Origin of the sequence: Lapillicoccus sp. (assembly GCF_025353065.1) — a bacterium.
Taxonomy (GTDB): domain Bacteria; phylum Actinomycetota; class Actinomycetes; order Actinomycetales; family Dermatophilaceae; genus Lapillicoccus.
The window spans coordinates 1-16,654 of record NZ_JANXRJ010000203.1; the positions used below are offsets into that span (position 1 = coordinate 1).

12 protein-coding genes are annotated in these 16,654 nt (G+C 70.7%); 7 read left to right on the forward strand and 5 right to left on the reverse strand.

Going from position 1 to position 16,654, the window contains the following annotated elements:
- Nucleotides 1–1,291 (forward strand): hypothetical protein (locus Q0R63_RS15705; RefSeq protein ID WP_295699211.1); only part of this gene is annotated, 1,291 nt, incomplete at its 5' end.
- Between the two features lie 49 nt (nt 1,292–1,340).
- Entirely contained in the window at nt 1,341–2,867 is a 1,527-nt protein-coding gene (locus tag Q0R63_RS15710; protein ID WP_295699212.1) for an oligosaccharide flippase family protein, read from the forward strand.
- A 6-nt stretch (nt 2,868–2,873) separates the two neighbouring features.
- Here the strand turns inward: Q0R63_RS15710 and Q0R63_RS15715 are convergent, their stop codons facing one another.
- From Q0R63_RS15715 to Q0R63_RS15725, 3 genes are read right to left on the reverse strand one after another with little or no spacing between them, the layout of a single operon-like run.
- Nucleotides 2,874–3,725 (reverse strand): sulfotransferase, encoded by an 852-nt coding sequence (locus tag Q0R63_RS15715; protein WP_295699215.1) that lies wholly within the window; start codon nt 3,723–3,725, stop codon nt 2,874–2,876.
- Nucleotides 3,722–4,558 (reverse strand): sulfotransferase domain-containing protein, encoded by an 837-nt coding sequence (locus tag Q0R63_RS15720; RefSeq protein ID WP_295699218.1) that lies wholly within the window; start codon nt 4,556–4,558, stop codon nt 3,722–3,724. Before Q0R63_RS15720 ends, Q0R63_RS15715 begins: the two co-directional genes overlap by 4 nt.
- A gap of 13 nt (nt 4,559–4,571) precedes the next feature.
- On the reverse strand, nt 4,572–6,500 hold the full coding sequence (locus Q0R63_RS15725; protein ID WP_295699220.1) for a glycosyltransferase: 1,929 nt from the start codon (nt 6,498–6,500) through the stop codon (nt 4,572–4,574).
- Nucleotides 6,501–6,653: 153 nt separating this feature from the next.
- Between Q0R63_RS15725 and Q0R63_RS15730 the strand changes: the two genes are divergently transcribed.
- The 4 genes from Q0R63_RS15730 to Q0R63_RS15745 all read left to right on the forward strand — a co-directional run bounded on the left by Q0R63_RS15730 (nt 6,654) and on the right by Q0R63_RS15745 (nt 11,391).
- Entirely contained in the window at nt 6,654–7,490 is an 837-nt protein-coding gene (locus Q0R63_RS15730; protein WP_295699222.1) for a WecB/TagA/CpsF family glycosyltransferase, read from the forward strand.
- Nucleotides 7,484–8,608, forward strand: a complete 1,125-nt coding sequence (locus tag Q0R63_RS15735) for a hypothetical protein (RefSeq protein ID WP_295699224.1) — start codon at nt 7,484–7,486, stop codon at nt 8,606–8,608. Before Q0R63_RS15730 ends, Q0R63_RS15735 begins: the two co-directional genes overlap by 7 nt.
- 228 nt (nt 8,609–8,836) lie before the next feature.
- A complete protein-coding gene (locus tag Q0R63_RS15740) occupies nt 8,837–10,567 on the forward strand; it encodes an LPXTG cell wall anchor domain-containing protein (protein WP_295699226.1) in 1,731 nt (576 codons plus the stop codon).
- Nucleotides 10,564–11,391: a sulfotransferase gene (locus Q0R63_RS15745; protein ID WP_295699229.1), complete on the forward strand. Its 828-nt coding sequence runs from the start codon at nt 10,564–10,566 to the stop codon at nt 11,389–11,391. The genes Q0R63_RS15740 and Q0R63_RS15745 overlap by 4 nt, the downstream gene beginning before the upstream one ends.
- 19 nt (nt 11,392–11,410) lie before the next feature.
- Here Q0R63_RS15745 and Q0R63_RS15750 read toward each other — a convergent pair whose 3' ends face one another.
- Together Q0R63_RS15750 and cysC are read right to left on the reverse strand one after the other, a co-directional pair.
- Nucleotides 11,411–12,682, reverse strand: coding sequence for a hypothetical protein (locus Q0R63_RS15750; protein ID WP_295699231.1), 1,272 nt, complete (start codon nt 12,680–12,682; stop codon nt 11,411–11,413).
- Nucleotides 12,683–12,899: 217 nt separating this feature from the next.
- Entirely contained in the window at nt 12,900–14,285 is a 1,386-nt protein-coding gene (gene cysC / locus Q0R63_RS15755; protein ID WP_295699233.1) for an adenylyl-sulfate kinase, read from the reverse strand.
- A 152-nt stretch (nt 14,286–14,437) separates the two neighbouring features.
- Here cysC and Q0R63_RS15760 point away from each other — a divergent pair.
- The coding region (locus tag Q0R63_RS15760) for a CarD family transcriptional regulator (RefSeq protein WP_295699235.1) at nt 14,438–16,654 on the forward strand (2,217 nt) is incomplete at its 3' end.

Consider the following 16,654-nt stretch of genomic DNA (forward strand, 5'->3'; position numbering starts at 1 on the left):
GGGTGAGGGAGGCGCTCCGCCTCCCTCACCCCCCGGACGACCCGAGCGTCGGGTCTATCTCGACTCCGTCCTGGCCCAGCTCTGGTCCCGTCCGGGACAGACGCCGATCCGGACGTCGCAGTACCTGATGCTCCCGTCCGCCCGGATGCCGACGCTGGTGGTCCCGCGGCGCCCTCGTCGGGCGACGGCGTCGCTGATCCGTTCCTACAAGTCGTCGGCCGGCCCCCTGATGAGGTTCCTGCTTAAGGGCCTCGCGGTGGCGGCGCGCTGCGGCGCCACCGACCTGTTGCCCTCCACGACGGCGGTCACGACCGGGTGGGCCGCTGCGGGCGCTGCGGGCGGCTCGCCCCAGCGTGACCCGCGCGCTGGTGACCTGGACGTCGTCACCTTTCTTGAGGGCGCGCTCGGTCGCCCCCTCTGCTCCGGCCTGTACACGAGCCCGCCCCGGGCAAACCGCAAGCCGGTGCTCTACCTCGTCTCTCCCCGGGGAGAGTCGGTGGGTTTCGTCAAGATCGGCACGTCCCCACTGACCCGGGACCTGGTCACCCACGAGGCGCAAGCACTCCGACGACTGGGAGCCTCGACGCTGGAGCACCTCCTCGTCCCGCCGCTGATCCTCCACACCATGTGGCGCGACAACGTCGTCCTCGTCCAGGGGGCGCTCCTGACCGGCGGCCGCCGGCCGCCATCGCGTGCCGCAGTCGTGGCAGCGATGCGCGAGCTGAGCGCGTTCGACGGGTTGGGGGTCGAGTCCGTCGTCGACGGGCCCTACGTCACCCGACTCGACGAGCGGATGGCCGGACTGCCGGACACCGCCATGGCGTCCCGCCTCCGAGCGGCGTTGACCACGCTGCGTGCGCAGGGCGGCAACGCCGAGGTATGCGTCGGTGCGTGGCACGGGGACTGGACACCCTGGAACATGGGGCCTGCCGCAGACCGTGTGGCGGTGTGGGACTGGGAACGCCTGGGGTTCGGCGTGCCCGTCGGTTTCGACCTGCTGCACCACGACATCCAGACGCTCATCGTGCGCGAGCGCCGCGATCCCCGGGCGGCTGCCGGGTCGATCGTGCGCGCGGCTCCGGAGCTGCTCCACGAGATGGGCCTCTCCACGTCGAGGCAGGAGGCCCGGCTGGTGTCGCTGCTCTACCTGGTGGAGGTCGGTACCCGTTACCTGCACGACCAGCAGCGGGAGGCTGGCGCCAAGCTCGGCGATCTCACCTCGTGGTTGCTCCCGACGCTGGACGGCGCGCTGGAGGCGATGGCGAGGGGTGGTCAGGGTGCTACGACCTAACCCGACCGTCGAAGGTGGGCCCGCTCCGGCGCGCGATGTCGTCGTGGGCGTGGGTCGCAGCAGCACCGCCAACCTCGTCGGCTCGGCGGTGATGGCAACGACGACGTTCCTGCTCACCCTCGTGGTCACCCGCGGCCTGTCGACCGAGCAGGCCGGGCTCTTCTTCTCGGCCACCTCCGTCTTCGTCCTGACGACGAGCCTCGGGCAGCTGGGCACCAACACCGCCCTGGTGTACTTCCTCGCCAGGTCCCGCTCGCTGGCGACCACCGAGCGCATCCGTCACTACGTCCGGGTGGCGGTACGACCCGTCGTGGTCACGGGCATCGTGGCCGGAGCGGGCCTCTTCGTCTTCGCCGAACCCGTGGCGAGGATCGTCACCCCCGGCCAGGTCGACGGGACGGCCTCATCCCTGCGCGTGCTGGCCCTCTTCATCCCCTTGGCCGGCTACGAGAACGTCATCCTCGCGGCGTCCCGGGGGCTGGGTGTGATGCGGCCGAGCGTCATGGTGGAGCAGGTAGGCCGTTCGGTCGTCCAGCTCACGCTCGTCGCCGCAGCGATCTGGCTCAGCGGGTCGCGGTTCCTCGGTCTGGCCTGGGTCGTGGCCTACCTGCCGGCGGCCGTGTGGGCAGGGGTGTGGTACCGCGCGATCTCCTCCCGGAGGGCCCACGGCAGCGGTAGCCGGGTCGAGGTCGACCCTCGGGAGCTGCGGCGGGAGTTCTGGCGCTTCAGCGGGCCGCGCGCCCTCGCCTCGGTCGGCCAGGTCACCATGCAGCGTCTCGACATCCTGCTCGTCGCCGCCATCACCGGCCCCGTCGCGGCTGCCGTCTACACCGCGGCAACCCGGTTCGTCGTCGTGGGCCAGATGATCAACCGGGCCATCTCCACAGCGGTGCAACCCCGGTTGAGCGAGGCCCTGGCCCGTCGCGACATCGTCACGACGAACCTGCTCTACCGGGTGTCGACCGGGTGGCTGATGCTGCTGACGTGGCCGCTCTACCTCTCCCTCATCATCTACGGCGAGCGGCTGCTGGGCATCTTCGGCAAGGGCTACCAGGCTGGGAGCGTCGTGCTCCTGCTCCTCGCCTCGTCGATGCTCCTGGCCACGGCGTGCGGCATGGTGGACATGGTCCTCAACATGGGCGGCCGCACGTCCTGGAACCTGGCCAACGTCACGTTGGCACTGACCGTCAACCTGGGTCTCGACCTCTGGTTGATCCCGGGTCAAGGGATCGTCGGCGCGGCGATCGGGTGGGCCGCGGCCATCGCCGTGAGCAACCTCGCGGCCCTGTCGCAGGTCGCCCTGATCCTGCGGCTGCACCCCTTCGGGCGCTCCACGCTGCTCGCGGTCGCCCTCCCGGTGGTCTGCTTCACCGGCTTGCCCCTGCTGGTCAGGGCCGCGCTGGGGGACGGGCTCCGCGGGTTCGTCGTCGGGGTCGGTGTGTCACTGGTCAGCTACGGCGCGCTGCTGTTCGTCTGGCGGCGCCCGCTCGAGCTCAAGCAACTGGTCATGGCCCGTCGCAAGCCTCAGGCTCCCGACGCGGCTCGGCGCGTGGGCGGACGGCACCGAGCCCCCTGACGTGGCTCACCCCCAGGCAACGGCTTCGCCGAGCAACGACTCGAGGCGCTCGTTGTGGGGTTGGTAGTGAGCCTCGAGACGGCGCTGCAGGGCGACGGGCATCGGTGAGCTCGGCCGGGCGTTGTGGCGGCCGAAGGACGCGGGTTGGTTCGGGCGGAGACCGAGGAACTCGGTCAGCCGCGCATACTCCTGCGCGCCGTTCTCGAAGAAGCGCTCGCTCTGGATGACGTGCACCTGCGTCCTCGGGAAGTGCGCGTAGATCCGTTCGAGCTGACCGGCATACTCACCGCGACCGCGGTGGGAGTGATGACGATGACAGAAGCTCTGATAGCGGACGTCTCGACGCATCCGCTCGACCTCACCCTCGAGACGCTCGTCCTCCAGGGCGAGGGCGCGCTCGAAGGGCTCCCACTCGAATCCACGGGCGCTCTCGTGCTTCCACGCGGAGTAGGCCCGCTCCACCGGATTGCGCAGGATCACGACGATCTTGGCGTCGGGAAGGTGCTGGGCGATCCGAGGCACGGCGACGGGGTGGAAGAGGTAGTAGCCGCTGGCTTCGTAGGTGAGGATCGGTGTCGAGCGGTGCGACCTGCGGAGGGGGAAGTGACCGAGGTACCAGTCCCAGGGGCGGCCGTAGTTGAGGTCGAAGTAGCGGACTCCCTTGTTCACCGGCGGAGGCGACACGTCCGGGTGGTCGTTCAGAGCCCGGAACAACGAGGTGGTCCCGCTGCGCGACGCACCGACCAGGATCATCCCCGGGGGGTTGCGACGGCCGGCTGTGGCCCGCCCGACCTCGAGGTACCCGCGACGGGCGAGTCCGTGCAGGGGAGCCGGCACCGCCGCACGCAGTGACGTCACACCCACCCCCACCGCGTGGCGAGGTCGAGCCCGAACTCTCGCTCCACCAGGTCGACCTCCCCGGCCAGCCGCTCGCGCACCCACGCGGCATCGTCGGGGGCGATCGTCGGCCGCTGGTCACCCAGCGGTCGGTAGAGCACCCGCTGCACCATCGGCGACCTCTTCACCTGACCGATCAGGTTGGCACCATCGTGCCGCCGCATCCACTCGGCCCCGGCCTTGGTGGCTCGGGCCACGGGCAGGAAGCGTGCCTTGCTGGCCGGCAGGGTGGCCTCGAGCATCGCGGGCGTGGTGACCTGGCGGGAGATCTGGAGCCAGTCGGTGACGGCGTCGAGATAGTTCTGGGGGCTGGCCACCAGGTCGTCGAAGAGGGCTACGTGAATCTGTTCGACGGGGAAGTGGCGGGTGAAGGTCGTCAGCTGGGTGCCGTAGCGGCCCTCGTCGATGAGCTCGGGCTTGGCGGTGGCGGTCTGCCGGAATGTCGGTGCGGCCAACCCGTGCTTGGCGGCGTAGAGGTAGCTGGAGAAGGCGCGCTCCACCGGGTCACGCAGGCTGACCATGAACCGGACATCGGAGCCCAGGGTGTCGCGGATGCGGCGGGCGGCCGTCGGTTCGCTGAGGTAGTCGGGACAGACCTCGCCCACGACGGACTCATGGGTGGCGCCCTTGAAATGATCGAGGTACCACTGCGGACCCTGGTCGAAGTAGCGGCTGAAGTAGTACAGGTCCTTCGCTTCGGTGAGGTAGACGTCGGGATGGAGCACGAGGACCTCGTGCAGCCAGGTGGATCCGGACTTCCCGGGTCCGAGATGAAGGAAGTTGGGCGCTCTCATACGGTCGTCCTCCTCAGGCCATGCCGCGCCCGAAGCGGCGGGCGAGCTTCTGGACCCGGACCGGGTCCACGCCGGTTGCCGCCTGCAGCGCAGCGACGTAGGGGTGGGGGCTGAGCGGCCACCGCAGCACGGCCCGCGCCGCCAACCGTGCCCCACCGGTGCGGTCCCCGAGGACGGCACGCTGGTAGGCCAGCTGGCCGAGCAGGCGGGCGTGCCCGCGACGGTCCCGGGCGATCTCCGGATGCTTCGCGAGGAAGGCCTCGAGGGCCGTGACGGTCCGCTCAGCCCTTCCGATGTAGTAGGACCCTCCATCCTTGCGGATGTCCGCGAGGGGCTCCCGGACCACGCCGACCCTCCCGACCCGGGCCATCCGGATGACGATGTCCCAGTCTTCTCCGTAACCGTTCGGCAGCTGCTCGTCGTAGCGACCGGCCTTGGCGAAGGCGTCGCGTCGCATCATCAGGGTCGAGGAGTGGAGCTCCTTGACCCGGTTGCGCAGCAGCATCGAGTGGGTGATCAGCCCGGCCCGGCCCGGCCACTCGTCGATCCGCCCGTTGGCCAGCATGAGGCGGATCCCCGAGCCGAGGACCAGGAGGTCGGGATCGTCGTGGAATCGACGGACCTGCTTCTCCACCTTGTCCGGGTGCCACGTGTCGTCATCGTCGATGCTCGCGATGAAGGCTCCCTTCGCCACGTCCAGCCCGGTGTTGCGGGACCCCGCCAGTCCGGGGGCGTGGGCGTTGGTCAGCACCGTGACGCTGCGACCGGGGGTCGCGAACCCGAGGAGCGTGAGGTCGGGATCCTCTGCGTCGTGGACGACGACGCACTCGAGAGGACCCGGGTAGGTCTGGGACACCACCGACGCGAGGGCCTCGCGGACCAGCTCGGGTCGCCCGTGGGTGGGAAGGACGACGGACACGAGGGGCCAGTCGGTGGGCTCGGCCCCCGAGGAGCTCGAGAGATGAGAGGAGCTCGAGAGATGAGGGGAGCTCGAGAGATGAGGGGAGCTGGACGCAGGCGGGGTGGTGGCGTTGAGACGAATGAGCTGGGGAAGGCCGATCGCGGTCGTCACCAGCTTGTCGCGGACCGGCATCCGCGTGCGCCACTCGTCATCCGGCCGCAGCGTCGTCTCGCCGAGACGAAAGCGCGAGGGGTTGCCCGAGACGCCGTGACTGGCGCCGAGGGTGACGCGACGCCCGTCGATGTGCGACAGGCCTCCGCGCGGCACCGTCATCCCCAGGCGGGAGATCGCCGTCGCGACGCTCGCCGCGGGGTCGGCGACGAAGTCGGAGTAGCGCATCCGCGTGACCCGCACTCCCGCCCATCCGACGACGTCCATCTCCGTCTGGGTGGCCAGCCAGCGCGCGGCCCCCGACGCCGGGTTGTTGCGGTACATCGCCTCACCGTCGGTGGACTGCGGCCGTTGCACCGACTTGTCCAGGGAGAACGCCACTCCGCGGACGTCCCGCACGAGGTGGATCACCCTGAGGTCGATCTCCCCGCCGTGCAGGGCGACCGCGAGCGAGGGCCACTTGCTGGCATCGACCACGACGTCGGCCCCAGCCTCGGCCGCGACCGCGCGGTAGAGGGCGGCATACCGGGAGCGGTATGCCGCGCGTCGACGGGCGAACTCCCCGCCCGGGCGAGAGGCGAGCAGCTGGGGGAGGTGACGCTGCCTCGCGACAGACGCCTGGAGGGCGTGGGTCCCAGCCAGCCAGCGCGGATCCCAGTCCTCCAGAGACCGTCCCACCCGAGTCCAGAAGGGACACTCCGAAAAGGACTGGCCACAACCGCAGAGCTCGTCGAAGGGCGCGACCTTGCGGGGGATGTCGATCGCTTCGCCGATGTTCACCCAGCCGGGCAGGGCCCCCAGCGTCCGCTCGAGCAGGGTGCTGCCCGAACGGCCGGACCCCGCGAGATAGACCACCGTCGGTCGAGACACGTCGTTCACTCACTCCCCGTCGACACACGTCGGCCCCCGGACGACCCCCAGTGCTAGGTCGCCAACGATACCGGCCGGGGGCGCCCAGGGTGACCGGGTTGGCCGGTTCCGATTGTGCTCCGACCGCCGCTTCTCACCCCTAACATTGTCGCCATGACTCTCTCTCGCGACTCGCGGGTCGACCGCCGTGGTCCGATGGTGCCGCTCGGCCACCTCGAGCTGGACGCCGTGACGGAGAGCCAGGTCCTGGACCGGGTCGCGGGGGCCATCGCCCGGGGGGTCGGCGGCATCATCGTGACGCCCAACATCGACATCTGGCTGCGCAGTCGCCGGGACCCGGAGATCCGGGCCCTCGTCGACGCCTGCGACGTGGTCGTCGCCGATGGCGCCCCCCTCATGTGGTCCGCGGCGCTGGCCGGCACCGCCCTGCCGCAACGCATCACGGGGTCCGCCCTCGTGGAGAGCCTGGCGCAGCGCGGGGTCACCGAAGGCTGGTCCCTCTTCGTCATCGGTGGAGGAGCCGACCGGACCGCCGACCTGGCGGTCTCCGCCCTCGTCGAGCGCTACCCGGCCCTGTCCGTCGTCGGTGCGGTCACCCCGCCCTTCGGGTTCGAGCACGACGCGGATCGCCTGGCCTCCCTGGTGACCGAGGTCGTGACCTCGAGGGCCGATCTCGTGCTCATCGGCCTGGGGTTCCCCAAGCAGGAGAGGCTCGCCGTGCTGCTGGCGCAGCAGATGCCTTCCACCTGGTTCCTGGGGTGCGGTGCCGGTGTCCAGATGGCCGCCGGGGTGACGCGGCGTCCGCCGGCCTGGGTCCAGGCAGCGGGTGGGGAGTGGATCTGCCGCCTCGTCCAGGATCCCCGCCACCTGGCCAGGAGATATCTCCTCGACGACATCCCCGCGGCGATGACGCTCCTGGCCGGATCCGCGAGGACCCGGCTGCGAAAGGCGATCCGACGGGGCGAGCACGACGGACGCCTGACATGGTGAGGCGACATACCGGCGGGCCGGTCCGGGCGGGGGGTCGTCGACAAGGCCGGTGGGCCGCCACGATCGGGCTGGTCGTCTCGGCGATGCTGGTCGCGGCCTGCACCGGCACCACCTCGGCGCCGAAGCCGTCGACGACCAGCGCCCCCGCCGCGACCTCCACGGCGAGCACTCCGGCTGGTCCCTGCCGGTTGTCCGACAAGGCGGTGCCGACGTGCGGGGTGCTCTGGGGTATCGCCACCCGGCCGCCGACCGTGCAGGGGGTCGAGACCGTGGAGGCGGCCGTGGGACGTCCGTTCGACTTCGTCTATCGCTACCACGACCTCAAGGCCGTCATCCCCGACGCCGCCGAGCGTGCGCAGGTGGCCGCAGGGAAGCTCCTTCACATCGCCATCGCCAGTCGCGACTTCTCGGCGACCGACCGGACCAGCAATGGATGGGCCGCCGTCGCCCGCGGTGACTTCGACAAGACGCTCAAGGCTCAGGCCAGTGGCCTGGCGTCCCTCAAGTCACCCTTCTTCATCACCTTCGAGCAGGAGGCCAACCAGAAGCAGAAGGTCGGGGCGCTAGGTACCGCCGCCGACTTCATCGCCGCGTGGCGGCACCTGCACCAGATCTACGTTGCCGCCGGGGCCACCAACGCCGTCTGGGTCTGGGTCATGACCGGCGCTGCGGACAACCTCGACGCCGCGGCGACCCTCTGGCCGGGCAACGACGTCGTCGACTGGATCAGCTGGAACGTCTACAACCAGTCGGGGTGCGCGGGCAACGCCATCAACCCCGGCAAGCTCGTCTCCTTCGAGGACAAGATGAAGATCTTCTACGACTTCGTCCACCAGCGTGGGCCCTCGATCGGCATGGACGTGACGAAGCCGATGATGATCTCCGAGACCGGCTCGGCGAAGTACGCGACTCAGCCCGACCTGACGGGTCAGTGGTACAGCGCGATCCCCGGGGCTCTGGAGCGATACCCACAGATCCGGGCGGTGGGTCTGTGGGACAGCGTCGACGGGACGTGTGACTACGAGTTCTCGACTCTCCCGCAGGCGGCCGCCGCCGTCGGCGGGGCCGGTCGCGCCCCCTCGGTCAAGGGCGCGCTGACCGTGAACAGCGCGGGATAAAAGTGGGTCAAATGGGATGATTAGGTAATATCAATCCTGCGAAAAGCCATGGCATTCGGGGGAACTCGTTCCGCGCCGTGGTGCCGATGTGTGACGATGAGGTCGGCGAAGGCCGACGTCGTCATCCGCTCTGGAAGGGGTCTCATGCGGGTCTCAACTTGTGTTGCCATCGCAGCGACAACACTCGTCCTCGTCTCGTCGGCTGGTACAGCCGTTGCTGACGGACTGGTGGCGGGCAGCGCCTCGCCCGGGACGGGCGTCCCCGCCATCCCTTCCGCCGCGACGGTGGAGCCGACTGCGACGTCCCCCGTCCCGGTGATCCCGAGGGCGTCGTCGACCGACGCCTCGGCTCTGCCGGTTTCGGGCAAGAGCGCGGTCACCGTCTCGTCCTCCCCGGTCTCGACGCCGTCAGCCCCCCCCGAGTCCTCGAAGGCTGCGCCGGCCGCGGTCGTGGCTGACGACACGCCGACGCCGGCAGCGACGACCCCGACGGCGCCGGCCACTCCGGCACCCACCCCGACGGCACCGGCCACCGCGGCCCCGACCCCGACGGCCCCGACGCCGACAACACCCGCTCCGACGCCGACCACCCCTGCTCCGACGCCGACGCCCCCCGCACCCACTCCGACGATCCGGGTCTACCGGGAGGTGGCGCAGCAGGACTCCAACGGGTCAGGTCGCCGCGATGCCGGGGACCAGCTGGCCTACACCTACCGGGTCACGAACTCCTCCAGCGTGACGCTCTCCGCGATCGCGGTCACCGACGGCTCGGCCACGGCGCCGATCCGGTGCCCGGCGACGACCCTGGCGGCCGGCGCGGTGATGACGTGCACCTCGGCCCATGTCATCAGCCAGGCAGACATGGACTCCGGAACCATCACCTCTGCCGCCCCGGTCGTGACCTCCACCGCTCCGGGTGGCGTCGTGGTTCGTGACGTCGGGAACGCCGCAGTGACCAGTCTCCCTGAGCTGGCCTCGCTCAGCTCGATCCAGTCGGCGAACCTCGTGCGCGACCGCAACCACAACGGTCTCGTGAACCCCGGCGACGCCGTGGTCTACCACCTGAGCGTCGTCAACACCGGGAACGTCACCATCAGCTCCCTGGTCGTCCACGACGGCCTGCTCTCACGCTATGGGCTCGGCATGGTCTGCTCGCCCACGTCCCTCAAGCCCGGACAGCGGTCCGACTGCACGGTGGGCGCGCTCAACGTCAACGCCGGGCAGGCCAGCAGGGGCTCCTTGGTCAACTACGCCACTCCTGCGGCGGTGACCGCTCGGGGGACCGCCTTCGTCGGCGCGACCACCACGACGACCCTCACGCTCCAGATCACCGCCGGCACCACGCCCCCGCCCCCGCCGGTCGGGTCCGGTCCGTCCAACCCTCCGACTCCCCGGGTGATCCGGCGGCTCGATCTCGCCCAGTACCGGATCTCCTACGACGACGTGAACGGCAACGGGGCCCTCACTGCCGGCGAGACGATGCGTCTCGGGTTCACCGCGACGAACGCAGGCACGACGACGCTGTATGCCGTGTCCATCGTCGACGGTCGGATGACTGACGACAAGTTCACCGTGGCCTGCGCGACGACCACCCTCGCTCCCGGCCAGTCCACCACCTGCGCGACGACGCCCATCTCCATCACGAAGCCGCAGGCGAAGGTCAAGGGCCCCGGTTTCGGGACGAACTTCGCCTACGCGACGGCCCGGGATGCCAGCATGGTCACCGTGCGCAGCAACACCACGTCGCTCTTCCAGGGGTACTTCATTACCGACCTGCGGGTCTCCGCGCTGCCGAGCACCGGCAGCCAGGCCGCCGGCGTGCCCGCTCTCGCGGGCCTCGGTCTCATTGCCTTCGGCGGTCTCATCCTGCTCGTGTCCCGGGGCCCCGGACGCCCGCCGCTGCGTCGTTCCACCTACCGTCCCACCCACCGGCGTCGATCCGGGCTCTCTGCCCCATGAGCAGGGTGGCCCGCGACCCCTCACGACTCGTCTTCGTCGGGGGTCTGCACCGCAGCGGCACCACCCCGCTGGCGCGTGCGATGGCGGAGCACCACGAGATCAGCGGCCTGGTCGGGACGGGCGCGATGGAGGACGAAGGACAGCATCTCCAGGACGTCTACCCCAAGGCCAAGGTCCACGGCGGCGCCGGGAGGTTCGCCCTCGACCCTCGCGCCCACCTCACCGAGGACTCGCCACTGGTCACGTCGGACGCGGCCGACCGGATGTGGACGGCATGGGAGCCCTTCTGGGGTCTCGATCGTCGCCTGCTCGTCGAGAAGTCACCGCCGAACCTCATCATGGGCCGCTTCCTGCAGGCGGTGTTTCCGGGGTCGGCCCTGGTGATCGTCATGAGGCACCCGGTGAGTGTCGCGCTGGCCACCGCGAAGTGGCGACGGCTGCTGTCGAGGCACGCGCAGAACGCCACGTCCGTCGACGCCATGGTCCAGAACTGGGTCCGCGCCCACGAGATCCTGCGGGACGACCTGTCCCAGCTCGACCGGGTCGTGGTGCTGCGCTACGAGGAGCTGGTCGCCGAGCCCGCGACCGAGCTGGCCCGGGTCCAGGAGCTGCTCGATGTCGATGAGCCGATCCCGCATTCGAGCCTGCGAGCGGACCACTCCAGTGGTTACGAGCAGCAGTGGCAGGAGATGGGCCGTTCCCTCCTGGGTCGTCGGCGTCGGGCCTCGCTCGTGGAGAAGCACGCCGAGACGGTGGCGACGTTCGGCTACCGGATGGACGACCTCTCCACTGTCGGCCCGCTCCCGGCGCCACTGCGCCGCTGACCACTGCGCCGCTGACCGGCTAGCGGTTCGAGAGGTCGACTCTCGGAATCGACGCGGTCAGCCGACGGTAGGCCGCCAGCGACGCGGAGTTGGTGTCGATCGCCGTCGTGCCTTTCGGGTGATTGGCCGTGTTGAAGTACAGCATCGCCTTGATGCGCGGATACTGCGGCAGCTGGGTCCGGACCTGGTCGTAGAACGTCGCCATGCGTGCGGGGGAAGCAGACTGATACCAGATCCCCCACTCCGCCAGCATCAGCGGCTTCGTGGGGTGCTGGGTCGTGGCCCAGTGATACCACCCCTGCCAGGAGCCCTTGACCCGGTTGACGAGGAGGCTGAAATCGCCCGCACCGTAGCCGCTCGCGTTTCCACTGTTGTAGGAGTCGCAGGCGATCCAGTCGATGACGTCGTCGCCGGGGTACATGCTCGGCCACCACGGCTGGACGGCATACGCCGGGTAGCCCTGAAAGATCTGCACGAACACCGCATTCGTGGCGCCGCCGGCCTTGAGCCGCGAGATGACGTGGCGGCTCATGTCGCGGTAGTCCGTGGCCGTCATCCCCGAGCCCGCAGTCGGTTTGACGAAGTGCTCACCCTCGGCCCAGATGGCGACGAAGACCTTGGCGGGGAACGCCTTCAGGACGCGGGCCTCGGCGTCGATCCGCGCGTCGGCACCTCCGGCTGCCGCCTGCGCCCACGTCATGTCCATGGCAGGTCGCCAGTTGAGCAGCAGCAGTCGGGGTTTCGCGGGATCGAGGGCGATCGCCCGCTCGCTGGCGTTGGGGAACGGCTGGTCGTTGACGTGGTAGCCGTGGTAGACGTCGAGGGGGCGGCCCTGGTCGGCCTCGTATGCGGCGAGCGTGGTCGCCCGAGCCTCGCTGGAGAACGCCGCCGGGGCCGCGCCCCAGAGGAGGCCGCAGGTGGGGACGAGCTTGGCGCCGAGGGTGCAGGTGCTCGAGGAAGAGGCCGCCGAGACCGTGGTGACGGGGGACGCTGCGGCGGGGGTCGGGGCCGGGGCAGCCGGATTCGCGGCAGTCGTGCTGCTCGACGGGGCAGAGGCGTCCACGGAGGAGAAGTCGCCGGCCCCGCCATCGGATGCGCTGATGGCGGTGTCGGCGCTGTCGGAGATCGACGTCGGGCTGCGATCGACGAACGGCCGGGCGAGGGCGGTCGTGGGGGCGGTGGCCAGCCCGAGCAGGGATGCGAGGACCAGCACCGCGCGCCATCGCCGGAGTGGGCCGGTCGGGCGCCTATGGAGACCGGTGCGGTCGTCGCTGAGCTGTGGACGGGACATGACAAGCTCCTGGTGCTCCGCACTGACGGCCTGCATCCGTCACGCGTCGCCATCGGGGCATGGTCGGGGTCATGGGGTGGCGACGCTGACGAAAAATGTCACGGGTTGATGTCGGTCCGCCAGCCAGAGGGCATGGAGAAACGGGGCAAAGAACCCAGCAATGGCGTGTTCGGACACGAAATCTCAAGATGTGGACGCGTCGAACGGCGAGTCGACGTCATGCGGTGATCCACCCCGTCGTCCGGAGCAGGTCGAGAACCTCGTCGAGGGACTCCTCGAGGGTCCTCCCAGTGGTGTCGACGACGAGATCGGCGTCGGTCGGCGCCTCGTAGGGGGAGGAGATGCCGGTGAAGTCGGCGATCTCGCCCGACCGGGCCCGGGCGTAGAGGCCCTTGCGGTCGCGGCGCTCGCACTCCTCGATGGGTGTCGAGACGTGGACGAGCACGAAGTCGCCGACCTGCTCGACCATCCGGCGCACGGCGGCCCGGGTCTCGGCGAAGGGGGCGATCGGCGCGCACACCGCCATGCCGTGATGGCGGGCGATCTCGGCGGCGACGTAACCGATCCGGCGGATGTTGAGGTCGCGACCGGCTCGGTCGAAGCCTAGCCCGCTGGACAGCATCGTCCGCACGACGTCGCCGTCGAGGAGGGTGATGGTGCGGCGGGTGCGGGTCCGCACGTGCTCGACCAGGGCGTCGGCGATGCTCGACTTGCCCGACCCGGAGAACCCGGTGAAGAAGACGACGACACCGCGCCGGTCGACGGGTGGCCGCCAGGCGGTCAGCGCCGGTTCGGCGGCCGCGGCGACGTCGAGGGCGGGGCGACCGTCGAGGACATCGGCCCGGACGGCGAGCCACCGAGGATCCTCGGCCCCCAGGACGACGGCGGGCGACCCCACCCGGTCGGCCAGCGCCTCGACCAGGGCGGTGTCTTCCGCCGGACCACGCCAGAAGACCGGAACGGGGTCGACCTCGACCGCGCCCCGTGCGGCTGCGACGGAGCGCACGGCGTCCAGCAGGACGAGCCCCGGTATGCCGTCGGGCGTCGGACCGGTGGGCACGAGAACGCGCAGCTCCCCGCCCGGGCCCACTGCCGTCAGGAGGTCCTCGAGCTCGTCCCGGAGCAGGGGGCGCTGCACCACCACCACGACGGCTGCCGGGCGGGACCAGGCCGGCAGCGTCGGATCACCCGGCGGGCGCGGTGTCGTCGGGCGCGATGTCGTCGGGCGCATTGTGGTCGGGCGCAGTGTCGTCAGCGTGCCGCTCACGGCATCGACGTCGAGACCCTCCCGAGCCGGGATCAGTCGGACGGCCTGCAGCCGGGCCACGGGGAGCGATGTCGGGTCGGTGAGCACCAGAGCGGCTCCGTCCAGCCCGGGTAGGTGGCTCGCGAGCCCGGGAGCGCCCCGCAGGTCGAGGGAGAACCGGTCGTCCGGGTTGTCGCCGGCGTCGGCGAGGTCGCAAACGGGTGACGCAGCCCCGCCGCCGAGGTGCGACCAGGGCAGTTGCACCCCGCCGAGGACGAGCTCGAGGTCGGCCAGCACCGCGCCGTCGACGGCGACGTGCGGGGTCCCTGCTGAAGTCTGCGCATCCGGTGCCGTCACGGCACGAATCTCCCACAGGCTCAGAATCTCCCACCCGCTGGGGCGCGTAGTCTGGAGGGGTATCCGCGAGCAGCTCTGCGCGGGCTCTTTGTGATGTCCGGCTCCGTTGACGGTTCGGGGCTCCGCACCACGTCTGCGAGGGAAAACCGCTTATGTCCTCCTCACCTTCATCGCCCTCGTCCTCGACGTCAGCCACGGCCCCCGGACCCAGCACCGCCGCCCTCTCGGCGCTCGCGCACAGCTGGGCGGCCGCTCCCGAGGTGGCCCGGGTGCTCGCCGCGTCGGATGACGACGACCGGGTCGTCGACGTCACCGTCGCACCCGGAGCCCGGGCTCCGCTCGTCGCCCTGCTGGTCGCCAGTGGCTCCCGGCGTGCGGCGCCGGTCCTCCTCGTCACCGCGACCACGCGTGAGGCCGAGGATCTCGAGACCGCGCTGGGCAGCTTCCTGCCCCCCGCGTCCGTCGCGACCTTCCCCAGCTGGGAGACGCTGCCGCACGAGCGACTCAGCCCCCGGTCCGACACCGTCGGACGCCGGTTGGCCGTCCTCCGCCGGCTCGCGCACCCCGAGACCGGGGCGGACGCCGACCCGGCATACGGGCCCCTGGCGGTCGTCGTCGCTCCGGTGCGCGCGCTGCTCCAGCCGATCTCGACGGGTCTCGGCGACCTCGTGCCCGTCACCCTGTCGGCGGGCGAGGACCGGCCGCTCGAGGACGTCGTCGACGCGCTCGCCGCGGCCGCCTACACGCGCACCGACCTCGTCGAGCAGCGCGGCGACTTCGCCGTCCGCGGTGGCATCCTCGACGTCTTCCCGCCGACCGAGGAGCATCCGGTCCGGGTCGAGTTCTGGGGCGACACGGTCGAGGAGATCCGCTGGTTCAAGGTCGCCGACCAGCGCAGTCTCGAGATCGCCGAGCACGGTCTGTGGGCGCCACCCTGCCGCGAGATGCTGCTCACCCCGTCCGTCCGCGAGCGGGCCCGGGCGCTCGCAGAGGAGCTGCCCGGTGTCGCCGACATGCTCCTCAAGGTGGCCGAGGGCATCGCCGTCGAGGGCATGGAGTCGTTGGCCCCGGCGCTCGTCGACGGCATGGAGTCGGTGCTCGACGCGTTCCCGGAGCGGTCCCTCATCGTGCTGTCCGACCCCGAGCGCGTCCGCACCCGTGCGCACGACCTCGTCGCGACCAGCGCCGAGTTCCTCGAGGCGAGCTGGGCCAACGCCGCCGCCGGCAACGTCGTGCCGATCGACCTCCAGAGCGTCCTCGGCACCGCCTCCTACTGGCCGCTCGCCCAGGTCCGCGAGCACGCCCTGGAGGCCGGCCGTCCGTGGTGGAGCCTCACCTCGTTCGCCTCCGACGCGGAGCTCCAGGGCCTGACCGACCCGGCCGACGACGACGACGCCATGCGAATCTCGTTGCGGGCGCACGAGATCGACCCGTTCCGCGGCGACACGGAGGCGGCGGTCGAGCAGCTGCGCAGCTGGGTCCAGGGTGGCTGGCGGGTCGTCGTCGTCACCGACGGGCCGGGTCTCGCGCGACGGGTCTACGAGGTGCTCGGGGAGCACGACGTGCGGGCCACCCTCGAGCCGATGGGGCCGACGGCGGCCGACCTGGTGACGGGCCTCGTGCACGTCACGACCGGGTCGCTCGGACGGGGCTTCCTCGACGACGGGCTGCAGGTCGCCGTCGTGACCGAGACCGACCTCACCGGCCAGCCGGGTCAGACCAGCTCGACCAAGGACATGCGGCGGATGCCGTCGCGGCGACGCAAGTCGGTCGACCCGCTGCAGCTGCGACCCGGTGACCACGTCGTGCACGAGCAGCACGGCGTCGGCCGCTTCGTCGAGATGATGCAGCGCACGGTCGCCGGGGCGACCCGCGAGTACCTCGTGATCGAGTACGCCCCGGGCAAGCGCGGCCAACCGGGCGACCGGCTGTTCGTCCCCACCGACCAGCTCGACCAGATCACCAAGTACGTCGGCGGTGAGGCCCCGTCGCTCAACAAGATGGGCGGCTCCGACTGGCACAAGACGAAGTCGCGGGCCCGCCGCTACGTCCGGCAGATCGCCGCCGACCTGATCCGTCTCTACAGCGCCCGGATGGCGACGAAGGGGCACGCCTTCGGCGCCGACACGCCATGGCAGCGCGAGCTCGAGGACGCCTTCCCCTACGTCGAGACGCCCGACCAGCTGACGACGATCGACGAGGTCAAGGCCGACATGGAGAAGGAGGTCCCGATGGACCGCCTGATCTGCGGTGACGTCGGCTACGGCAAGACCGAGATCGCCGTGCGCGCGGCCTTCAAGGCGATCCAGGACGGGAAGCAGGTCGCGGTGCTCGTGCCGACGACGCTCCTGGTCACCCAGCACTTCAAC

Coding starts and splice junctions, on each gene's coding strand:
- Q0R63_RS15720 (WP_295699218.1), bottom strand. CDS start 4,558: ATGAGAGCGCCCAACTTCCTTCATCTCGGACCCGGGAAGTCCGGATCC.
- Q0R63_RS15730 (WP_295699222.1), top strand. CDS start 6,654: ATGACTCTCTCTCGCGACTCGCGGGTCGACCGCCGTGGTCCGATGGTG.
- Q0R63_RS15735 (WP_295699224.1), top strand. CDS start 7,484: ATGGTGAGGCGACATACCGGCGGGCCGGTCCGGGCGGGGGGTCGTCGA.
- Q0R63_RS15745 (WP_295699229.1), top strand. CDS start 10,564: ATGAGCAGGGTGGCCCGCGACCCCTCACGACTCGTCTTCGTCGGGGGT.
- Q0R63_RS15750 (WP_295699231.1), bottom strand. CDS start 12,682: ATGTCCCGTCCACAGCTCAGCGACGACCGCACCGGTCTCCATAGGCGC.